The sequence below is a fragment of the Haemophilus sp. C1 genome (assembly GCF_001276515.1).
Taxonomy (GTDB): Bacteria; Pseudomonadota; Gammaproteobacteria; order Enterobacterales; family Pasteurellaceae; genus Haemophilus.
In genome coordinates, this window is record NZ_LDVZ01000001.1 from 1 (window position 1) to 15,992 (window position 15,992).

The 15,992-nt window shown below is 37.1% G+C and carries 13 protein-coding genes; 9 read left to right on the forward strand and 4 right to left on the reverse strand.

Going from position 1 to position 15,992, the window contains the following annotated elements; genetic code table 11:
* The 5 genes from ABW51_RS00005 to ABW51_RS00020 form a co-directional block, all read left to right on the forward strand.
* The coding region (locus ABW51_RS00005; protein WP_197271838.1) for a polymorphic toxin type 50 domain-containing protein at positions 1–1,421 on the forward strand (1,421 nt) is incomplete at its 5' end.
* A gap of 6 nt (positions 1,422–1,427) precedes the next feature.
* Positions 1,428–1,730, forward strand: coding sequence for a hypothetical protein (locus tag ABW51_RS00010; RefSeq protein ID WP_053465017.1), 303 nt, complete (start codon positions 1,428–1,430; stop codon positions 1,728–1,730).
* Positions 1,731–1,875: 145 nt separating this feature from the next.
* Positions 1,876–2,001: a hypothetical protein gene (locus ABW51_RS10455; protein ID WP_269432135.1), complete on the forward strand. Its 126-nt coding sequence runs from the start codon at positions 1,876–1,878 to the stop codon at positions 1,999–2,001.
* Positions 2,002–2,019: 18 nt separating this feature from the next.
* Positions 2,020–2,442, forward strand: coding sequence for a hypothetical protein (locus tag ABW51_RS00015; RefSeq protein WP_053465018.1), 423 nt, complete (start codon positions 2,020–2,022; stop codon positions 2,440–2,442).
* 83 nt (positions 2,443–2,525) lie between these two features.
* Positions 2,526–2,960: a hypothetical protein gene (locus tag ABW51_RS00020; protein ID WP_053465019.1), complete on the forward strand. Its 435-nt coding sequence runs from the start codon at positions 2,526–2,528 to the stop codon at positions 2,958–2,960.
* Between the two features lie 104 nt (positions 2,961–3,064).
* Here the strand turns inward: ABW51_RS00020 and ABW51_RS00025 are convergent, their stop codons facing one another.
* On the reverse strand, positions 3,065–3,178 hold the full coding sequence (locus tag ABW51_RS00025) for a hypothetical protein (RefSeq protein WP_053465020.1): 114 nt from the start codon (positions 3,176–3,178) through the stop codon (positions 3,065–3,067).
* A gap of 376 nt (positions 3,179–3,554) precedes the next feature.
* On the opposite strand from ABW51_RS00025, the gene pntA reads away from it, so the two are divergent.
* Both pntA and pntB read left to right on the forward strand, forming a co-directional pair.
* Positions 3,555–5,093, forward strand: coding sequence for a Re/Si-specific NAD(P)(+) transhydrogenase subunit alpha (gene pntA, locus ABW51_RS00030; RefSeq protein ID WP_053465021.1), 1,539 nt, complete (start codon positions 3,555–3,557; stop codon positions 5,091–5,093).
* A 10-nt stretch (positions 5,094–5,103) separates the two neighbouring features.
* Positions 5,104–6,528: a Re/Si-specific NAD(P)(+) transhydrogenase subunit beta gene (gene pntB, locus ABW51_RS00035; RefSeq protein WP_053465022.1), complete on the forward strand. Its 1,425-nt coding sequence runs from the start codon at positions 5,104–5,106 to the stop codon at positions 6,526–6,528.
* Between the two features lie 60 nt (positions 6,529–6,588).
* Here pntB and ABW51_RS00040 read toward each other — a convergent pair whose 3' ends face one another.
* A complete protein-coding gene (locus ABW51_RS00040) occupies positions 6,589–7,506 on the reverse strand; it encodes a LysR family transcriptional regulator (protein WP_053465023.1) in 918 nt (305 codons plus the stop codon).
* Between the two features lie 95 nt (positions 7,507–7,601).
* Between ABW51_RS00040 and topA the strand changes: the two genes are divergently transcribed.
* Entirely contained in the window at positions 7,602–10,208 is a 2,607-nt protein-coding gene (gene topA, locus ABW51_RS00045) for a type I DNA topoisomerase (protein ID WP_053465024.1), read from the forward strand.
* 75 nt (positions 10,209–10,283) lie between these two features.
* On the opposite strand, the gene ABW51_RS00050 is transcribed toward topA, so the two are convergent.
* Complete coding sequence (locus ABW51_RS00050) at positions 10,284–10,868, reverse strand: FMN-dependent NADH-azoreductase (protein ID WP_053465025.1); 585 nt, start codon at positions 10,866–10,868, stop codon at positions 10,284–10,286.
* A 284-nt stretch (positions 10,869–11,152) separates the two neighbouring features.
* Between ABW51_RS00050 and thrS the strand changes: the two genes are divergently transcribed.
* Positions 11,153–13,084: a threonine--tRNA ligase gene (gene thrS / locus ABW51_RS00055; RefSeq protein WP_053465026.1), complete on the forward strand. Its 1,932-nt coding sequence runs from the start codon at positions 11,153–11,155 to the stop codon at positions 13,082–13,084.
* Positions 13,085–13,206: 122 nt separating this feature from the next.
* On the opposite strand, the gene ABW51_RS00060 is transcribed toward thrS, so the two are convergent.
* Positions 13,207–15,987: a M16 family metallopeptidase gene (locus tag ABW51_RS00060; RefSeq protein WP_053465027.1), complete on the reverse strand. Its 2,781-nt coding sequence runs from the start codon at positions 15,985–15,987 to the stop codon at positions 13,207–13,209.
* Between the last annotated feature and the right edge of the window lie 5 nt (positions 15,988–15,992).

Below are 15,992 nucleotides of genomic sequence, written 5' to 3' on the forward strand. Positions count from 1 at the left end.
CTGAACAACAAGGTAATCAAGAAGTAGTTAATCAACTTAAAAAAGATATTCTTCAAGCTGAAGCGCAAGCCGAAAATTGGGGAACAGGTGGTAGCACCAAGCGTGCGGTTGATGCCATTACTCACGCCGGTTTAATTGCGTTAAGTGGAGGCTCAAGTCAAAGTATCGCGACGGCAGCGGCCTCACCTTATGTAAACCAATTAATCAAAAAGGCGACGGAAGATTATCCAGCATTAAATATTCCAACGCATATTTTATGGGGGGCGGTAGAAGCGGAGTTGATGGGCGGAAAAGCATCAACTGGTGCAATTTCGACTGCAGCAGGTGAATTAGGTGCGAAATACTTAACAGAGCATCTTTATAACAAAAAAGCTGAACTGACTGAAATTGAACGTAGTCAAGTGAAAGAAATGGCAAAAGCACTTGCTGGTGTGGCAGGTGGTTTAGCCGCTGCTGGTCAAGGTTCAAGTGCGGTCAAAATTTTGAGTGAATCATCGATAGGGACAACGGTGGCGAATAATGCTGTGGAGAATAATTATCTCACGGCTAATGAAGCTGCGAGAAAAGCGGATCTATTGATGCTAATTCAGAGAGAAAATGATCCTGAGAAAAAAGCAAAATATCAAGAAGAGTTGGACAGTCTTGTTGCTAAAGATATTCGTACTCAGAAAGAAATTGAAGATAACTGTCCAAAATTTGGGAAAAATTCAAGTGCTTGTCAGGCCTCAATCCAAGATGCTGAAAAGGCAAGACGTAGTTACAATGCCTCTACAGATAAATATCAACCTGTGGGGTATACTCAAGATAAGCGCCAATACAAAAATGTGTTCAGTAATGATTATGCTCGAACAAATGAAGCTTTAGCTGGAAAAGATTCACTTACAATTCAGAAGGAAGCATTTGCTATTGATGTTGCAAAATCCAAAAATACATCACCTGAACAGGAATATAATTGGATAAGCAATGGTATTGATCTAGGCTGGTTAGGTGAATTCCAAGGCTGGGGGCGAGCAATTAAGGGATTGCCTAAAGGATCCAATGCAAATGAGAAATTGCCGATTATTGGGGGGACTAAGGGGTATAACACCACAAAAGTTAATTTAAATAACTTAGAAATTGAGATATCTAAGCAAAATAAGCACTTAGAAAATACGAATGAGTATAAAGTTTCTCTTGCTAATGGACAACAGAAAAGCCTTATCACTGTAAGTTTAGATTCTTTAAAAGGTTATGTAGGAACTGGACAGCAAGTGGGAAAAATTGAAATTGGGCTTCCAGGCTCTAAAGAAAGGGTGAACTTCAATAAAAATATCGGTATTTATATTGATCCTGTTACAGGAAATCAAACTCCAACAACTATGGGAATTATTCACTATAGTAAAAATGGATATCATATAGTTCCAGCTAAACCAAAGGAATAATAGTCTATGAATAATGAAATTATAAGATTAAGAATTGTTACCCAAAATGCCTTGATAGGCAAAATTACCAAAGAGGTTAGAGGTGTTTATGTAAGAATCAATGAAAATTGTATAAGTATTTATGTTGTTATTGATGGAGATATCTCTAACTATTGGAATGAAGAGATCTATGAAATAGGTACAGATATTATTTCTAATTTCGGTGAAGATTATACTATTGATGAGAATTTAGTTAGGATTGATTATCCTAAATATCTACCTTTTGATAATTATATATGTGTATATAAGCGCTATGAAAAGTATGAATAATATAGGTCCCTAGATAGCACGTGTTTCCTGATGCGTGCTTGTGTCTATCTAAAAATAAACAAAATGAAGTTGTTAATGAAAATAGTATAAATCTGAATTAAACGAAATTGATGTTTTGGGCACGCGTTAAGAAACGTGCGCCATCGTGGGCGAGAATGGCAGTCTCACGGTTGCGGCAGAAAACATTGCGTTAAATACCGTCAATCTTATCAATGAGGGCAAAGGGAAAACACAACTTCATGCCACGCAAAATCTTGATTTAGGTACATAAAGGCAAGGGGAAATAAATATGAAATTTTTTTTATCAAAAGAAAAAGAAGAAAAGTGTCTTTTTTATAAACAATCAAGAGAGCATGTAAGAACTGTTTTAGCTTCTAATTATGTAGAGTTTAGAAAAAGTCAATTTTCATCGAATACTGCAGATAATTTCAATAAGTTGGGTGTTCATTGTTTTTATGATGAATATAACCTCTTGCAAGAAATTGAAATTTTTAGACCTAGTTTTGTATCTATCCTAGATATTGATTTTTTAGGTAAGAGAAAGGATGAACTTGAAAAAATTTTATCTGATTTAAATATAAAATATGATTCTGATGATATGGGTGTTATTATTGAGGAGTTAGGTGTTAGTACCATTTCTGATAAGATGAATATAACGGAGTGTATATATTTTAATTTACTTGACTCTCAGTATATAAATTTATCTTTATAATAAGGTGGTATCTATTTAAATAATTTATTTTATTAATAATAAGTTTTAAATAATCGCAAAAATCCTTATACAGGAAATCAAAAATGAAAGAACAAGAAATTTACCAGAAAATTGGGGAGTTATTGTGGTCAATAATGCCTGACGAAGCTGTAAGGATTGATTTTATTGGTTCTATTTATCCTGAACATTATTCTGGTGGAGCTGAATGGGTTGTTGCGAATGGTGATATTCATTACTTTCCATTAGGTCAAAGACCTGATGAAATTGAAGGTGAAATTATAAATTTAATGAAGCAATTGAGAGCAACCTTATCTCAAGAATGGACTCAATATAAGTTTTCCCTATTTGATAATATGGAATTTAATATTAAATTTGCATATGTTCCAGATGAAGATAGTTGGCCAATGCTCTATCTTCGAGGCGTTAGTGATCTTGAAGAAAATGAGATAAAGGAATATGGGATTCCTAGAGAGATTTGGGAAGAGCGAATAAAAGCGAAGGAAGAAACAGCAAGATAGCTAATCTTTGCATGAAAAGTGCGGTTAATTTTGGAGAGATTTTAAAACTCCTTAAAAATTGACCGCACTTTTGTATTTTCAATGATGCTTATGTTAAGCAAACCTTATAATTTTACATTTAACTTATCGTAAGCTAGCTCTACTTTTTCCACCAAAATATCACGAGTGAGTAACACACTTAAACGGCGATGGCTATTGACTTCGCCTTTGCCGTACACAAAATATCATAATTAAAGATGACGCGGAGCAATTAAAACGTACAGGCAAAATGGTACAAGAAGAAATTGCTGAGATTAAAACAGATATCACAACAGAGCTTGCACTAAGTCAAAGTGGTAAATTAGAGTCGTTTTAATGAAGAAGTGTTGGGTAACTATTCCGCTGGAGTGCAGTAATTTTTTGAGATGTTTTTTTATGTGGGATTTTTCGTGATCCCTATCACAATATCTTGTAAAACCACTTAAAAACGTTACCTATTTTCATTCAATCAATGATACAGTTGTATCCGTTTGACTTTTTGTCATTTTAACGATGAATAGGCGAAGGTTTGTTCATTAATCTCATCAACCCAATCATCAATCAGAGGGAAACAGTATGTTAATTGGTGTACCTAGAGAGCTGCTTGAGAATGAGAACCGTGTGGCGGCAACGCCGAAAACGGTTCAGCAAATATTGAAATTGGGCTTTGACGTGATCGTGGAACACGATGCAGGTTTTAAAGCTAGTTTTGAAGATCAAGCATTTTTAGAGGCTGGCGCGAAGATCGGTACGTCGGCTGAAATTTGGCAATCGGATATTATCTTCAAAGTAAATGCACCGACAGATGAAGAAATCGCTCAAATGAAGGAAGGGGCAACGCTTGTGAGCTTTATTTGGCGTATGCAAAATCCTGAGTTAATGAAAAAACTCACCGCGAAGAAAATTAATGTGTTAGCCATGGATGCAGTGCCTCGTATTTCTCGTGCGCAAGCATTGGATGCGCTTTCTTCTATGGCGAATATTTCTGGTTATCGCGCTGTTATTGAAGCTGCGCATGAATTCGGTAGCTTCTTTACTGGTCAAATTACTGCTGCAGGTAAAGTTCCACCAGCAAAAGTGTTGGTGATTGGTGCAGGTGTGGCTGGTTTGGCGGCAATTGGTGCAGCAAATAGCCTTGGGGCGATTGTTCGTGCTTTTGACTCTCGTCCTGAAGTGAAAGAGCAAGTTCAAAGTATGGGTGCAAGCTTCTTAGAAATTGATTTTAAAGAAGAAGGCGGTAGTGGAGATGGTTATGCGAAAGTGATGTCGGAAGAATTTAACCGTCGTGCGATGGAGCTTTATACAGAACAAGCTAAAGAAGTCGATATTATTATTACTACGGCAGCCATTCCGGGTAAACCAGCGCCTCGTTTAATCACCAAAGAAATGGTGGATTCAATGAAACCAGGTTCGGTGATTGTGGATTTAGCGGCTGCAACTGGCGGTAACTGTGAATATACGCAAGCAGGGAAAGTTGTTACAACTGAAAACCAAGTAAAAGTGATTGGTTATACAGATTTCCCAAGCCGTTTACCAACACAATCTTCTCAACTGTACGGCACAAACTTAGTCAATTTATTAAAACTTTTGTGCAAAGAGAAAGATGGCAATATCAATATTGATTTTGAAGATGTGGTTCTTCGAGGTGTGACTGTTGTTCGTGATGGGGAAGAAATTCCACCAGCACAAATCCAAGTGTCTGCACAACCAAAACAAGAAACCAAAGCTGCACCAGTGGCAGAGAAAAAAGAATCTAAACCAACAGATCCTCGTGTGAAATACGGTGTGATGGCAGGTGTAGGTGTGTTATTCCTTTGGTTAGCTTCTGTTGCACCCGCTGCATTTTTATCACATTTCACTGTATTTGTTTTAGCTTGCGTGGTGGGTTATTACGTGGTTTGGAATGTTAGCCATGCACTTCATACACCATTAATGGCAGTAACAAATGCAATTTCAGGCATTATTATTGTAGGGGCGTTATTACAAATTCGTCAGCCAACAGGCAACCTATTTATCGATGCCTTAGCTTTTGTGGCGATTTTGGTGGCAAGCATCAATATTTTTGGTGGTTTCCGTGTCACACAACGTATGTTAGCAATGTTTAGAAAAGGTTAAGGAGCGCACAATGTCTGAAGGTTTAGTACAGGCTGCGTATATTTTAGCAGCATTACTTTTCATTATGAGCTTGGCAGGACTTTCTAAACATGAAACTGCTAAAGCGGGTTGTTGGTTCGGTATTGTTGGTATGACAATTGCCCTTATCGCAACAATTTTTGGGCCTCATTCTGAAGGAACATTTTGGATTATTATTGCAATGATCATCGGTGGTGCAATCGGTGTTCAACGTGCATTAAAAGTAGAAATGACTGAAATGCCAGAACTTGTGGCGATTCTTCACAGTTTCGTCGGTTTAGCGGCTGTACTCGTAGGCTTTAATAGCTATGGTTTACACCATGAGGCATTAATGCCTGAAGGATTAGATGCAGCAGCACAAGCGGCATTCGCAGCAGAACAAGCAGTATTAACGAATATTCATAATGTTGAAGTATTTTTAGGTATTTTTATCGGTGCAGTAACTTTCACTGGTTCTGTTGTTGCATTTGGTAAATTAAGCGGAAAAATTAATTCAAAAGCATTAATGTTGCCACATCGCCATAAATTAAATTTAGCCGCACTTGTGGTATCTGCATTATTGATGGTTGCATTCTTAAATAATCCAGAAAGCATTTTTCCTGTGTTATTAATGACAGCGATTGCGCTTGCATTTGGATGGCACTTAGTGGCATCAATCGGTGGGGCAGATATGCCAGTTGTGGTATCAATGCTTAACTCTTATTCTGGTTGGGCCGCGGCTGCAGCGGGTTTTATGTTGAATAATGACTTGCTAATCGTTACAGGTGCGCTTGTTGGTTCTTCTGGTGCAATTCTTTCTTACATCATGTGTAAAGCAATGAACCGTTCATTTGTGAGCGTAATTGCGGGTGGTTTTGGTAATGATGTTCAAGTTTCTTCAAGCGAAGAACAAGGCGAACACCGTGAAACTACGGCAGAAGAAGTGGCTGAATTGTTGAAAAATGCAAGTTCTGTGATTATCACTCCGGGATATGGTATGGCTGTTGCACAAGCACAATATCCAGTCGCTGATATTACGGCAAAATTGCGTGAACGTGGTGTGAACGTTCGTTTTGGTATTCACCCGGTTGCAGGACGTTTACCGGGGCATATGAATGTGCTTTTAGCTGAAGCGAAAGTGCCTTACGATGTGGTACTTGAAATGGATGAAATCAACGACGATTTCGCTGATACTGATGTGGTATTGGTTATCGGTGCGAACGATACGGTAAATCCAGCTGCGATGGAAGATCCAAATAGCCCAATCGCGGGAATGCCTGTGTTAGAAGTATGGAAAGCACAAAATGTGATTGTGTTCAAACGTTCTATGGCCGTGGGTTATGCAGGTGTACAAAACCCACTATTCTTCAAAGAGAATACGCAAATGCTCTTTGGTGATGCAAAAGATCGTGTTGAAGATATCTTAAAAGCATTATAAAAATACATCTAAAAATAACCGCACTTAGGGTTGCCTAAGTGCGGTATTTTTTTATGGCGTTTAGTGACTATCTTTAGGATTTTCCAAAATTTCTGAACACAAGCCTAAGCCAGATAAAAATTCAATAAATGCCCGCACTTTTATTGGTAAATGTCTTCTATTCGGATAGACCACATGAATTTCTAATTTTTGTTGTTTATATTCTGGTAATATTTCAATCAGTTCACCTTTTTCGAGAGATTGACCAATAATAAATCTCGGTAAATTCACAATACCTAGTCCTGCTTTTGCCATTTCTAATAAGGCTAAACCACTATTGCTCACAACCTTTGATTGGATTTTGAAACGTTGTGTTTGATTTATGCGTGAGCCAACCCAATTCACTTGATTCATTACATTTTTATAAAGTAAGCCATTGTGATGTTCTAAATCATCAGGTGTTTGTGGAATACCATTCGCTTCAAGATAGCTTGGTGATGCCACAAAGTGTAGCGTATTTGTGCTGATTTTGCGTGATACAAGAGAACTGTCCGCCATATGGCCGATACGTAATGCAAGATCATAGCCTTCTGCCACAAGGTCAATTTTTTTGTCATTAAACTCAATTTCAACATGTAGATTAGGATGTTCGGCAATAAATAGCGGTAAATTCGGTACGATGAAAAGCAAACCGAAATCACGAGGAACAGAAATAAGTAAATTTCCTTGTAATGAACTGGTAAGGTGAGTGATGCTAGAATCAGCCTCATCTAAATCAAGCAAAATTTCTTGGCAGCGTTGGTAATACATCATCCCTGCTTCAGTAGGCATAATTTTTCTAGTGGTACGTTGTAACAGGCGTGTTTTTAAATGTTCTTCTAACTGTGAAACTAATTTGCTAGCCATTGCCACAGAAATATTTTGTTGCTTTGCTGCCAATGTAAAACTTTGGGTTTCAATGACTTTGCAGAAAATAGAAATCGCGTTGAGTTTATCCATTTATAGACCTTTTTTGAAAAAATGCTTGATTTTGCCTACATAACTTTGCACTATACCCCCAATTTTACAAAATTCTAGTGATATTAGGTAATCAAATGAGTAAATCCTTGGTGATTGTGGAGTCGCCGGCAAAAGCAAAGACCATCAATAAATATTTAGGTAGCCAATATGTGGTGAAATCTAGTGTTGGACATATTCGTGATTTGCCGACGGTTGGTTCTAGTACAGGTGAAAAAGCTAAACCAATTTCAACCAAAGGTATGGATGCCGAAGAAAAAGCAAAAATTAAGGCTGAGAAGGAACGTAACGCCTTAGTTAAACGTATGGGGATTGATCCTTATCACGATTGGAAAGCAAATTATCAGATTTTGCCTGGTAAAGAAAAAGTGGTTTCCGAATTAAAATCGCTTGCTAAAAAAGCAGATCATATTTATCTCGCAACCGACTTGGATAGAGAAGGGGAAGCGATTGCATGGCATTTACGCGAGGTGATTGGTGGCGATGATGAGCGATTTAGCCGTGTAGTGTTTAACGAAATCACTAAAAATGCCATTAAACAGGCTTTTGAAAAGCCTGAACAATTAAATATGGATCGCGTTAATGCACAACAAACTCGTCGCTTTTTAGATAGAGTAGTCGGCTTTATGGTATCTCCGCTACTTTGGAAAAAAGTCGCGCGCGGGCTTTCTGCGGGTCGAGTTCAATCTGTTGCAGTTAAATTATTAGTAGAACGCGAGCGTGAAATTAAAGCCTTCCAGCCTGAAGAATATTGGGAAGTTGCCGTCCTTACGAATAATCAAAATAAACAAGCTATACGTTTGGACGTAACGGATTATAAAGGCAAGAAATTTGATCCAAAAAATCAAAAAGAAGCACAAAGTGCGGTAGATTTTCTGAATGTTTCAGATTACGTTGTCACAGATTTGGAAACTAAGCCAACAAGTTCTCGCCCTCGTGCACCATTTATTACGTCAACGCTTCAACAAACGGCTAGTACTCGCTTGGGATTTGGTGTTAAGAAGACAATGATGTTAGCCCAACGTTTATATGAAGCGGGCTACATTACTTATATGCGTACAGATTCAACCAATTTGAGTCAAGATGCGCTGAATATGGCGCGTAGCTATATTGAAAATCATTTTGGTGAACAATATTTACCAGAAAAACCAAATTTTTATTCTAGTAAAGAAAATGCGCAAGAGGCGCATGAGGCTATTCGTCCATCTGACATTCGAGCATTGCCTGAATCCTTAGAGGGAATGGAAAAAGACGCAGTACGTCTTTATGATTTAATTTGGCGTCAATTCTTAGCATGTCAAATGCCACCTGCTCAATATGATAGCAGTACATTGACCGTATCAGCTGGCGATTATACCTTGAAAGCAAAAGGCCGAATTTTACGTTTTGATGGTTGGACAAAAGTATTGCCACAGATAGGCAAAAATCCTGAAGATCAAGAATTACCTTCAGTTGCTGTTTCAGAAAAACTTGCTTTAAAAGAAGTGCAACCCACTCAACACTTTACTAAACCACCCGCTCGTTTTACTGAAGCGGCTTTAGTAAAAGAATTGGAAAAACGTGGTATTGGCCGACCTTCCACTTATGCGGCAATTATTTCTACCATTCAAGAACGTGGTTATGTTCGTACTGAAAATCGTCGTTTCTATGCAGAAAAAATGGGCGAAATTGTGACTGATCGCCTCAATGAGTCTTTTGGTGAATTAATGAATTACGATTTCACCGCGAATATGGAAGATACTTTAGATAAAATTGCCTCTGGTTCAGTGAATTGGAAAACTGAATTGAATCAATTCTTCAAGGATTTTTCTAGCCAGCTTTCTAAAGCTGAATTGGATGAACTTGAAGGCGGTATGCGCCCAAATAGCCTTGTGGAAACCGATATTAAATGCCCAACCTGTGGTAGAAAAATGGCCATTCGTACGGCGAGTACGGGGGTATTTTTAGGATGTACAGGTTATGCATTGCCGCCAAAAGAGCGGTGCAAAACAACGATTAATTTAATTCCTGAAGCAGAATTATTGAATGTTTTAGATGAATCTTCAGAAACCAAAGCATTAATGGATCGTAAACGTTGTACAAAATGTGGAACGGCAATGGATAGCTATGTAATCGATGCCCATCGTAAAATCCATATTTGCGGTAATAATCCAAATTGTGATGGATATTTAATTGAAGAAGGTTCATTCAAAATTAAAGGTTATGATGGACCTGTTGTTGAGTGTGATAAATGCGGTGCGGATATGCATTTAAAACTTGGTCGTTTTGGCAAGTATATGGGATGTACAAATTGCGATAACACGCGCAAAATTTTGAAAAATGGCGAAGTCGCACCGCCGAAAGAAGAGCCAGTACATTTCCCTGAGTTAAAATGCGAAAAATCTGATGCATATTTTGTATTGCGTGATGGTGCGAGTGGTGTATTTATGTCAGCGCATAACTTCCCGAAATCCCGTGAAACACGTCCAGTTAAAATCGCAGAATTAGTGCAATATCGCGAGCGTTTACCTGAAAAATTAGCTTATTTAGCCGATGCACCACAAAAAGACCCAGAAGGGAATGAAGCGATTGTTCGTTTTAGTCGTAAAGAGAAGAAACAATATGTGACTTCTGAAAAAGATGGAAAAGCAACGAAATGGATGGTTGATTTCATCAATGGAAAATGGGTTGAACGAAAGAAATAAGAAGAAAAGTGCGGTAAATTACCGCACTTTTTTGTTTGTAATACATTTTCTTATATTTTTTAGATTATCTGAGAATTAAAGGCTTGCGATAAGTTCATTAATTTTATTTTTCGCAGATGATTGTGCTTTTTCAATGGCTTCAGCACCTAATCCAATGCCTTGCGCATAAACAAATTGCACATCTGTGATACCAATAAAGCCCAAAATAGCTTTCATATACTGTGTCACTAGATTTTCTTCATCATACAATCCACCAAATGCACATAACACAATCGCTTTTTTACCTTTTAATAACCCTTCAGGGCCGTTTGCCGTATATTGGAAAGTAATGCGTGGACGTGCGATAAAATCAAAATAAGTTTTTAATTGTGTTGGGATGCCAAGATTATACATTGGTGCACCAATAACCAGAGTCTCTGCATTTTTTAATTCGGAGACTAATTCATCGGAAAGTGCAAGAAGTTGTTTTTCTTCATCGTTTTTAGGTTCACCACGTACAGCCGTTGCTGCTGTAGCATCAAAATATGGAAGCGGTTGTTGGGCTAGATCGCGTACGACAATGTTATTACTTTGTAATTTTTCGATAACATAATCGGCTAATTGATTGGTCTGGGCGTTATTTCCTGAAATGCTAGATTTTAATACTAATACGTTGCTCATTTTTATTCCTTAACTGGGTATTTAAAAGTGCGGTTATTCTAGCCTCTATTTTTAGGATATAAAGCCCCTAACCAGAAAAACATTATTTCCTTTCTGTAAAATATGGGCATTTATTTAACAATACCTTAAGAAAGTGATAGAATTTGCCACGCATTTTTTGCCTAATTTCACTCGTTCAATGGTAGGAATGAAGCCAAGTAGGGCAAAAGTGCGGTTAATTTTTATAGAATTTTAAACGAACACGTTACCTTTCGTATGGGTGACCACTGTATAAGGAAAAAACAATGCCAATTATTACTTTACCTGACGGTTCCCAACGTCAATTCGATCATCCTGTTTCTGTTCTTGAAGTCGCACAAGATATTGGCGCAGGTCTTGCTAAGGCCACGATCGCAGGTCGTGTAAATGGTGAGCGTCGTGATGCATGCGATGTTATCGACCAAGATGCAACGTTAGAAATTATTACTGCAAAAGATGAAGACGGTTTAGAGATTATCCGCCATTCTTGCGCTCACTTGCTCGGGCACGCTATTAAACAATTATTCCCAGATGTAAAAATGGCAATCGGTCCAACCATTGAAAATGGTTTCTACTATGACATCGATTTAGACCGCTCTTTAACGCAAGAAGATTTAGATGCCATTGAAAAACGTATGTTGGAATTGGCAAAAACCAATTATGACGTCGTGAAAAAACGTGTTACTTGGCAAGAAGCGCGTGATACCTTTGAAAAACGCGGCGAGCCATATAAAATGGCAATTTTAGATGAAAACATTGAACGTACTGCAACGCCTGCGTTATATCATCATTTAGAATATATTGATATGTGCCGTGGCCCACACGTGCCAAATATGCGTTTCTGTCAGCATTTCAAATTACAAAAAGTTGCTGGTGCGTACTGGCGTGGTGACAGTAAAAATAAAATGTTACAACGTATTTATGGTACGGCTTGGGCGGATAAAAAACAACTTGCTGAATACTTAACACGCTTAGAAGAAGCGGCAAAACGTGACCACCGTAAAATTGGCAAAGCATTAGATTTATATCATATGCAAGAAGAAGCGCCAGGTATGGTGTTCTGGCACAATGATGGATGGACAATTTTCCGTGAACTTGAAACGTTCGTGCGTACTAAATTAAAACAATACGATTATCAAGAAGTAAAAGGTCCGTTTATGATGGATCGCGTGTTGTGGGAAAAAACAGGTCACTGGCAAAATTACGCAGATTTAATGTTCACAACTCAATCTGAAAACCGTGAATATGCAATTAAACCGATGAACTGTCCAGGACACGTTCAAATTTTTAATCAAGGTTTAAAATCTTACCGCGATTTACCAATCCGTATGGCGGAATTTGGTTCTTGCCATCGTAATGAGCCATCAGGTTCTTTACACGGTTTAATGCGTGTGCGTGGCTTTACTCAAGATGATGCACACATTTTCTGTACTGAAGATCAAATTGAGAGTGAAGTAACTAGCTGTATCAAAATGGTGTACGATATTTATAGCACCTTTGGTTTCACTAATATCGCAGTAAAACTTTCTACTCGCCCGGAAAATCGTATCGGTTCAGATGAAATGTGGGATCGTGCGGAAGCAGGTCTTGCGGCTGCATTAGCACATAATGGCTTGGAATATGAAATTCAAGAAGGTGAAGGCGCATTCTATGGTCCGAAAATTGAATTTGCATTACGTGATAGCATTGGCCGTGAATGGCAATGTGGTACCGTTCAATTAGACTTCGCATTACCAGGTCGTTTAGATGCAACTTACGTGGCAGAAGATAATAGCCGTAAAACCCCTGTCATGATTCACCGTGCGATTTTAGGTTCTATTGAGCGTTTCATTGGTATCATTACTGAAGAATATGCAGGTTTCTTCCCAGCATGGTTAGCACCAACCCAAGCGGTTGTAATGAATATCACTGATAGCCAAGCTGACTATGTACAAAAAGTTGCGAAACAGCTTTCTGATGTAGGTTTACGCGTGAAAATTGATTTACGTAACGAAAAAGTGGGCTTCAAAATTCGTGAACATACTTTACGTCGAGTACCTTATATGCTTGTTTGCGGTGATAAAGAAATCGCAGAAGGCAAAGTTGCTGTACGTACCCGTAAAGGTGCTGATTTAGGCACATTTACTGTGGAAGAATTTGCGGAAATCTTGAAAAATCAAGTAAGAAATCGTGAATTAAAGTTATTGAATGAAGAGTAATACTTCTCGAAAATAACCAATATAATTTACTGTTTAAACAGTAATTTCAATTTAACGGTGATCGTTTAAGCGATTGCCGTTATTTTTATCTGTTTCAGATCTATTGAGATTTCATTTATTTTCTAATAAGTAGTTGCTTTTAATATACTGACAAATCTGCCTGATTTTTTTAGGGCTTTTTGCGCCAACGCATCTATTGTGGCTTTTGTCGCTAACTGATCTAAATGTTGATAGGTGTAAATAGCATCTGGATTATCTTGTTGCCAGTAACTTTCTTCAATAATCGAAGCAATTGAAACTAAAGAATCAAATTCACGTCGAATCTGAGTATGTTGTTCCGCTAGTTTTTTACGTAATAAGTTTTCATCAATGCCATTTTTTACAATATCATCTAGCACCTGATTTGTGAGATGCGTAAGTTCTTCTACTCGCTTAGGATCGCAACTAAATTCAATTTTTCCCTCAATTTGTGGTGTATGAACATCTTGCATAAACCAACTATTTACAGAATAAATCCCTGAAACTTTTTCACGTAGAATTAAGCGTAATTTTTCTTGCACAATATCAGCAAGAATATTGAATAAGTATTTTTGTTCCGCTCGCCAAGTATTATCTGCGGTAAGGTATATTTCTACATCAGCTCTCGGTTCTTTCAAGCCATTCATCATAAATGATTGAGTTGGTGTATGAATAATAGTTGGGACAAGATGGCGTATCTGAGTTTTCGATTTAACAGAAGCTAAATAATGTTCTGCCAATTTCTTTACTTGATTAAGTTCAATATCACCAATAATAAAATAGGTAAAATCTGTTTTATCTAAAATATAATGTTGATAAGCGTTACTTAATTGGTTTTTATCAAATGCTAATTGCTGTGCTTGTTTTTGAGTATAGACAGTTTCAATATTTGGAAAACGCAGTTTTGAAACGGCTTGCATAAATTGTGTTTCTAAATCAATCTGTTTGAAATAATCGCGGATTTCACGTCGATATTTTTCTAAGGCAAGATCGGATATAGGAGAAGAACGTAATTTTAAGCGGAACAATGTCAGTAAATTTTCCAAATCTTTAGGTTTAGATACACCAGTAAAACCTTGTTTATCATCATCAATTACAGTTGCAATCACCAATGGATCGCGCGAAAAAATTTGATTAACCGCAGAAAGAGAAAGTTCTCCAACACCTGTTTCATCAACTACACTAACGGCTGCACGCAATAAGTGATAGTCCTTATCTGGGATAGAACGTAAACCACCTTGAGTAACAGCACGAAAATGTACTTGATTTGGAGTTTTGTCACTATAGTGATAGATCAATTTACTTCCATTACTTAAACGAAATTCATAAATATCGCCGCGATCCCAGTATTTTTCTTGAGAAAGTGAGCCTGTGTTAAATGTTAAGTGCGGTAATTTTTCGATTTGTTTTTTTTCATCCCATTGGTGTTGTTGCATTTCCATTGCATTGTTCCAACGAGTTTCTATTTCTACTACATCAAAAGGCAAGGCTTTTTGTGGCAAAGGTTGAATGATTAATAATAATTTTGCTTTTAATGCTAAGGTTTGATTTAACGTGCGTTGTAAATCAGCTAATGTAATTTGAGATAAAAAATGTTTATTGAGTTCATAACGATCATTTACGCTCAATACCACTTGCTTATTTGCCACAGAAGTAATGAGATCATCGGCAATTTTTAAGCTACCAGAACGAATATTTAATTGTTTTTCATTGAGTTGAGTTAAGCGTTTAATCTCGCCGCTTAATTCATTTTGAGTAAAACCTTGTTGTTTTATACTGGCAATAAAGGCAAATAATTTATCTATCGTTTTTGAATATTGTGTATCTATAAGCTGGAGAGAAAAAATGCTTTGTAGTGTTTCTTTACCTAAATGAGTGCGATAAAAATTTGCAGAATCTACGCCATTTTCTGTTTCCTTTTCCCATTGCTGTAAACGTAAGTTAAGCAATCGAGTGGTAATTTGCTGAATTAATTCCTGCTTATAACTCGCTAATGTATTGGTTTCAATTGTATTTTCAAAAAAACTTAATTCAATACTCGGAATTGTTGTGCCTTGTTCAGAAATAGAATCTAATCGCCATTTGTTGATAAGAGGAATATTAAAATCAATTTTTTCCAATGTTGTTTTAGTAATTGGGTTTTCTTGAGATAGGTTTTGTTTTAATAGTTTTACTACTTGTTTTGTATCAATATCGCCTACAATAATGACTGACATATTATCTGGTCGATACCATTTGTGGTAAAAATCAGCGACGCGTTTAGCTGAAATTGTTTTAATAATATCCATATCTCCAATAGGATCACGCAACACATAACGAGAACCCGCCATTTCAATAGCACTTTTCTTATTGCCAATACGTAGCATAGGGCTTAAACGTCTCCGCCATTCTTCTTGTACTACGCCACGTTCGCCATCCACATCTTTAGGCAAAAAAGTAATATTATTCATCCATTCATTGATGACATCAAACGCCAATTCTAATTTTTGCTGATTGTTGCTATCTAAATTTAAAGTATAGACAGTATTTTCAAAATCGGTGAAAGCATTAATATCTCGTGCAAATTTCATTCCAAGTTTTTCTAACGCATTAATAATTTGATTCTCTGGATATTTCTTTGAGCCATTAAATGCCATATGTTCAACTAAATGAGCAATGCCTTTCTGATCGTCATCTTCATGCATAGATCCAGCATTGATCACTAATCGAATATAAACGCGTTCTTTGGGTTCAGTATTTTTTAATACAAAATATTGCAGACCATTTGATAGTTTACCGTGCTGAATATTTGGATCAAAAGGTAAATTATTATTGGTCGATAGTTCCAATGATTGACAAGCAATTAGTGAAAAGATAAGTAAAAAAAGTGCGGTTGTTTTTTTCATTATTT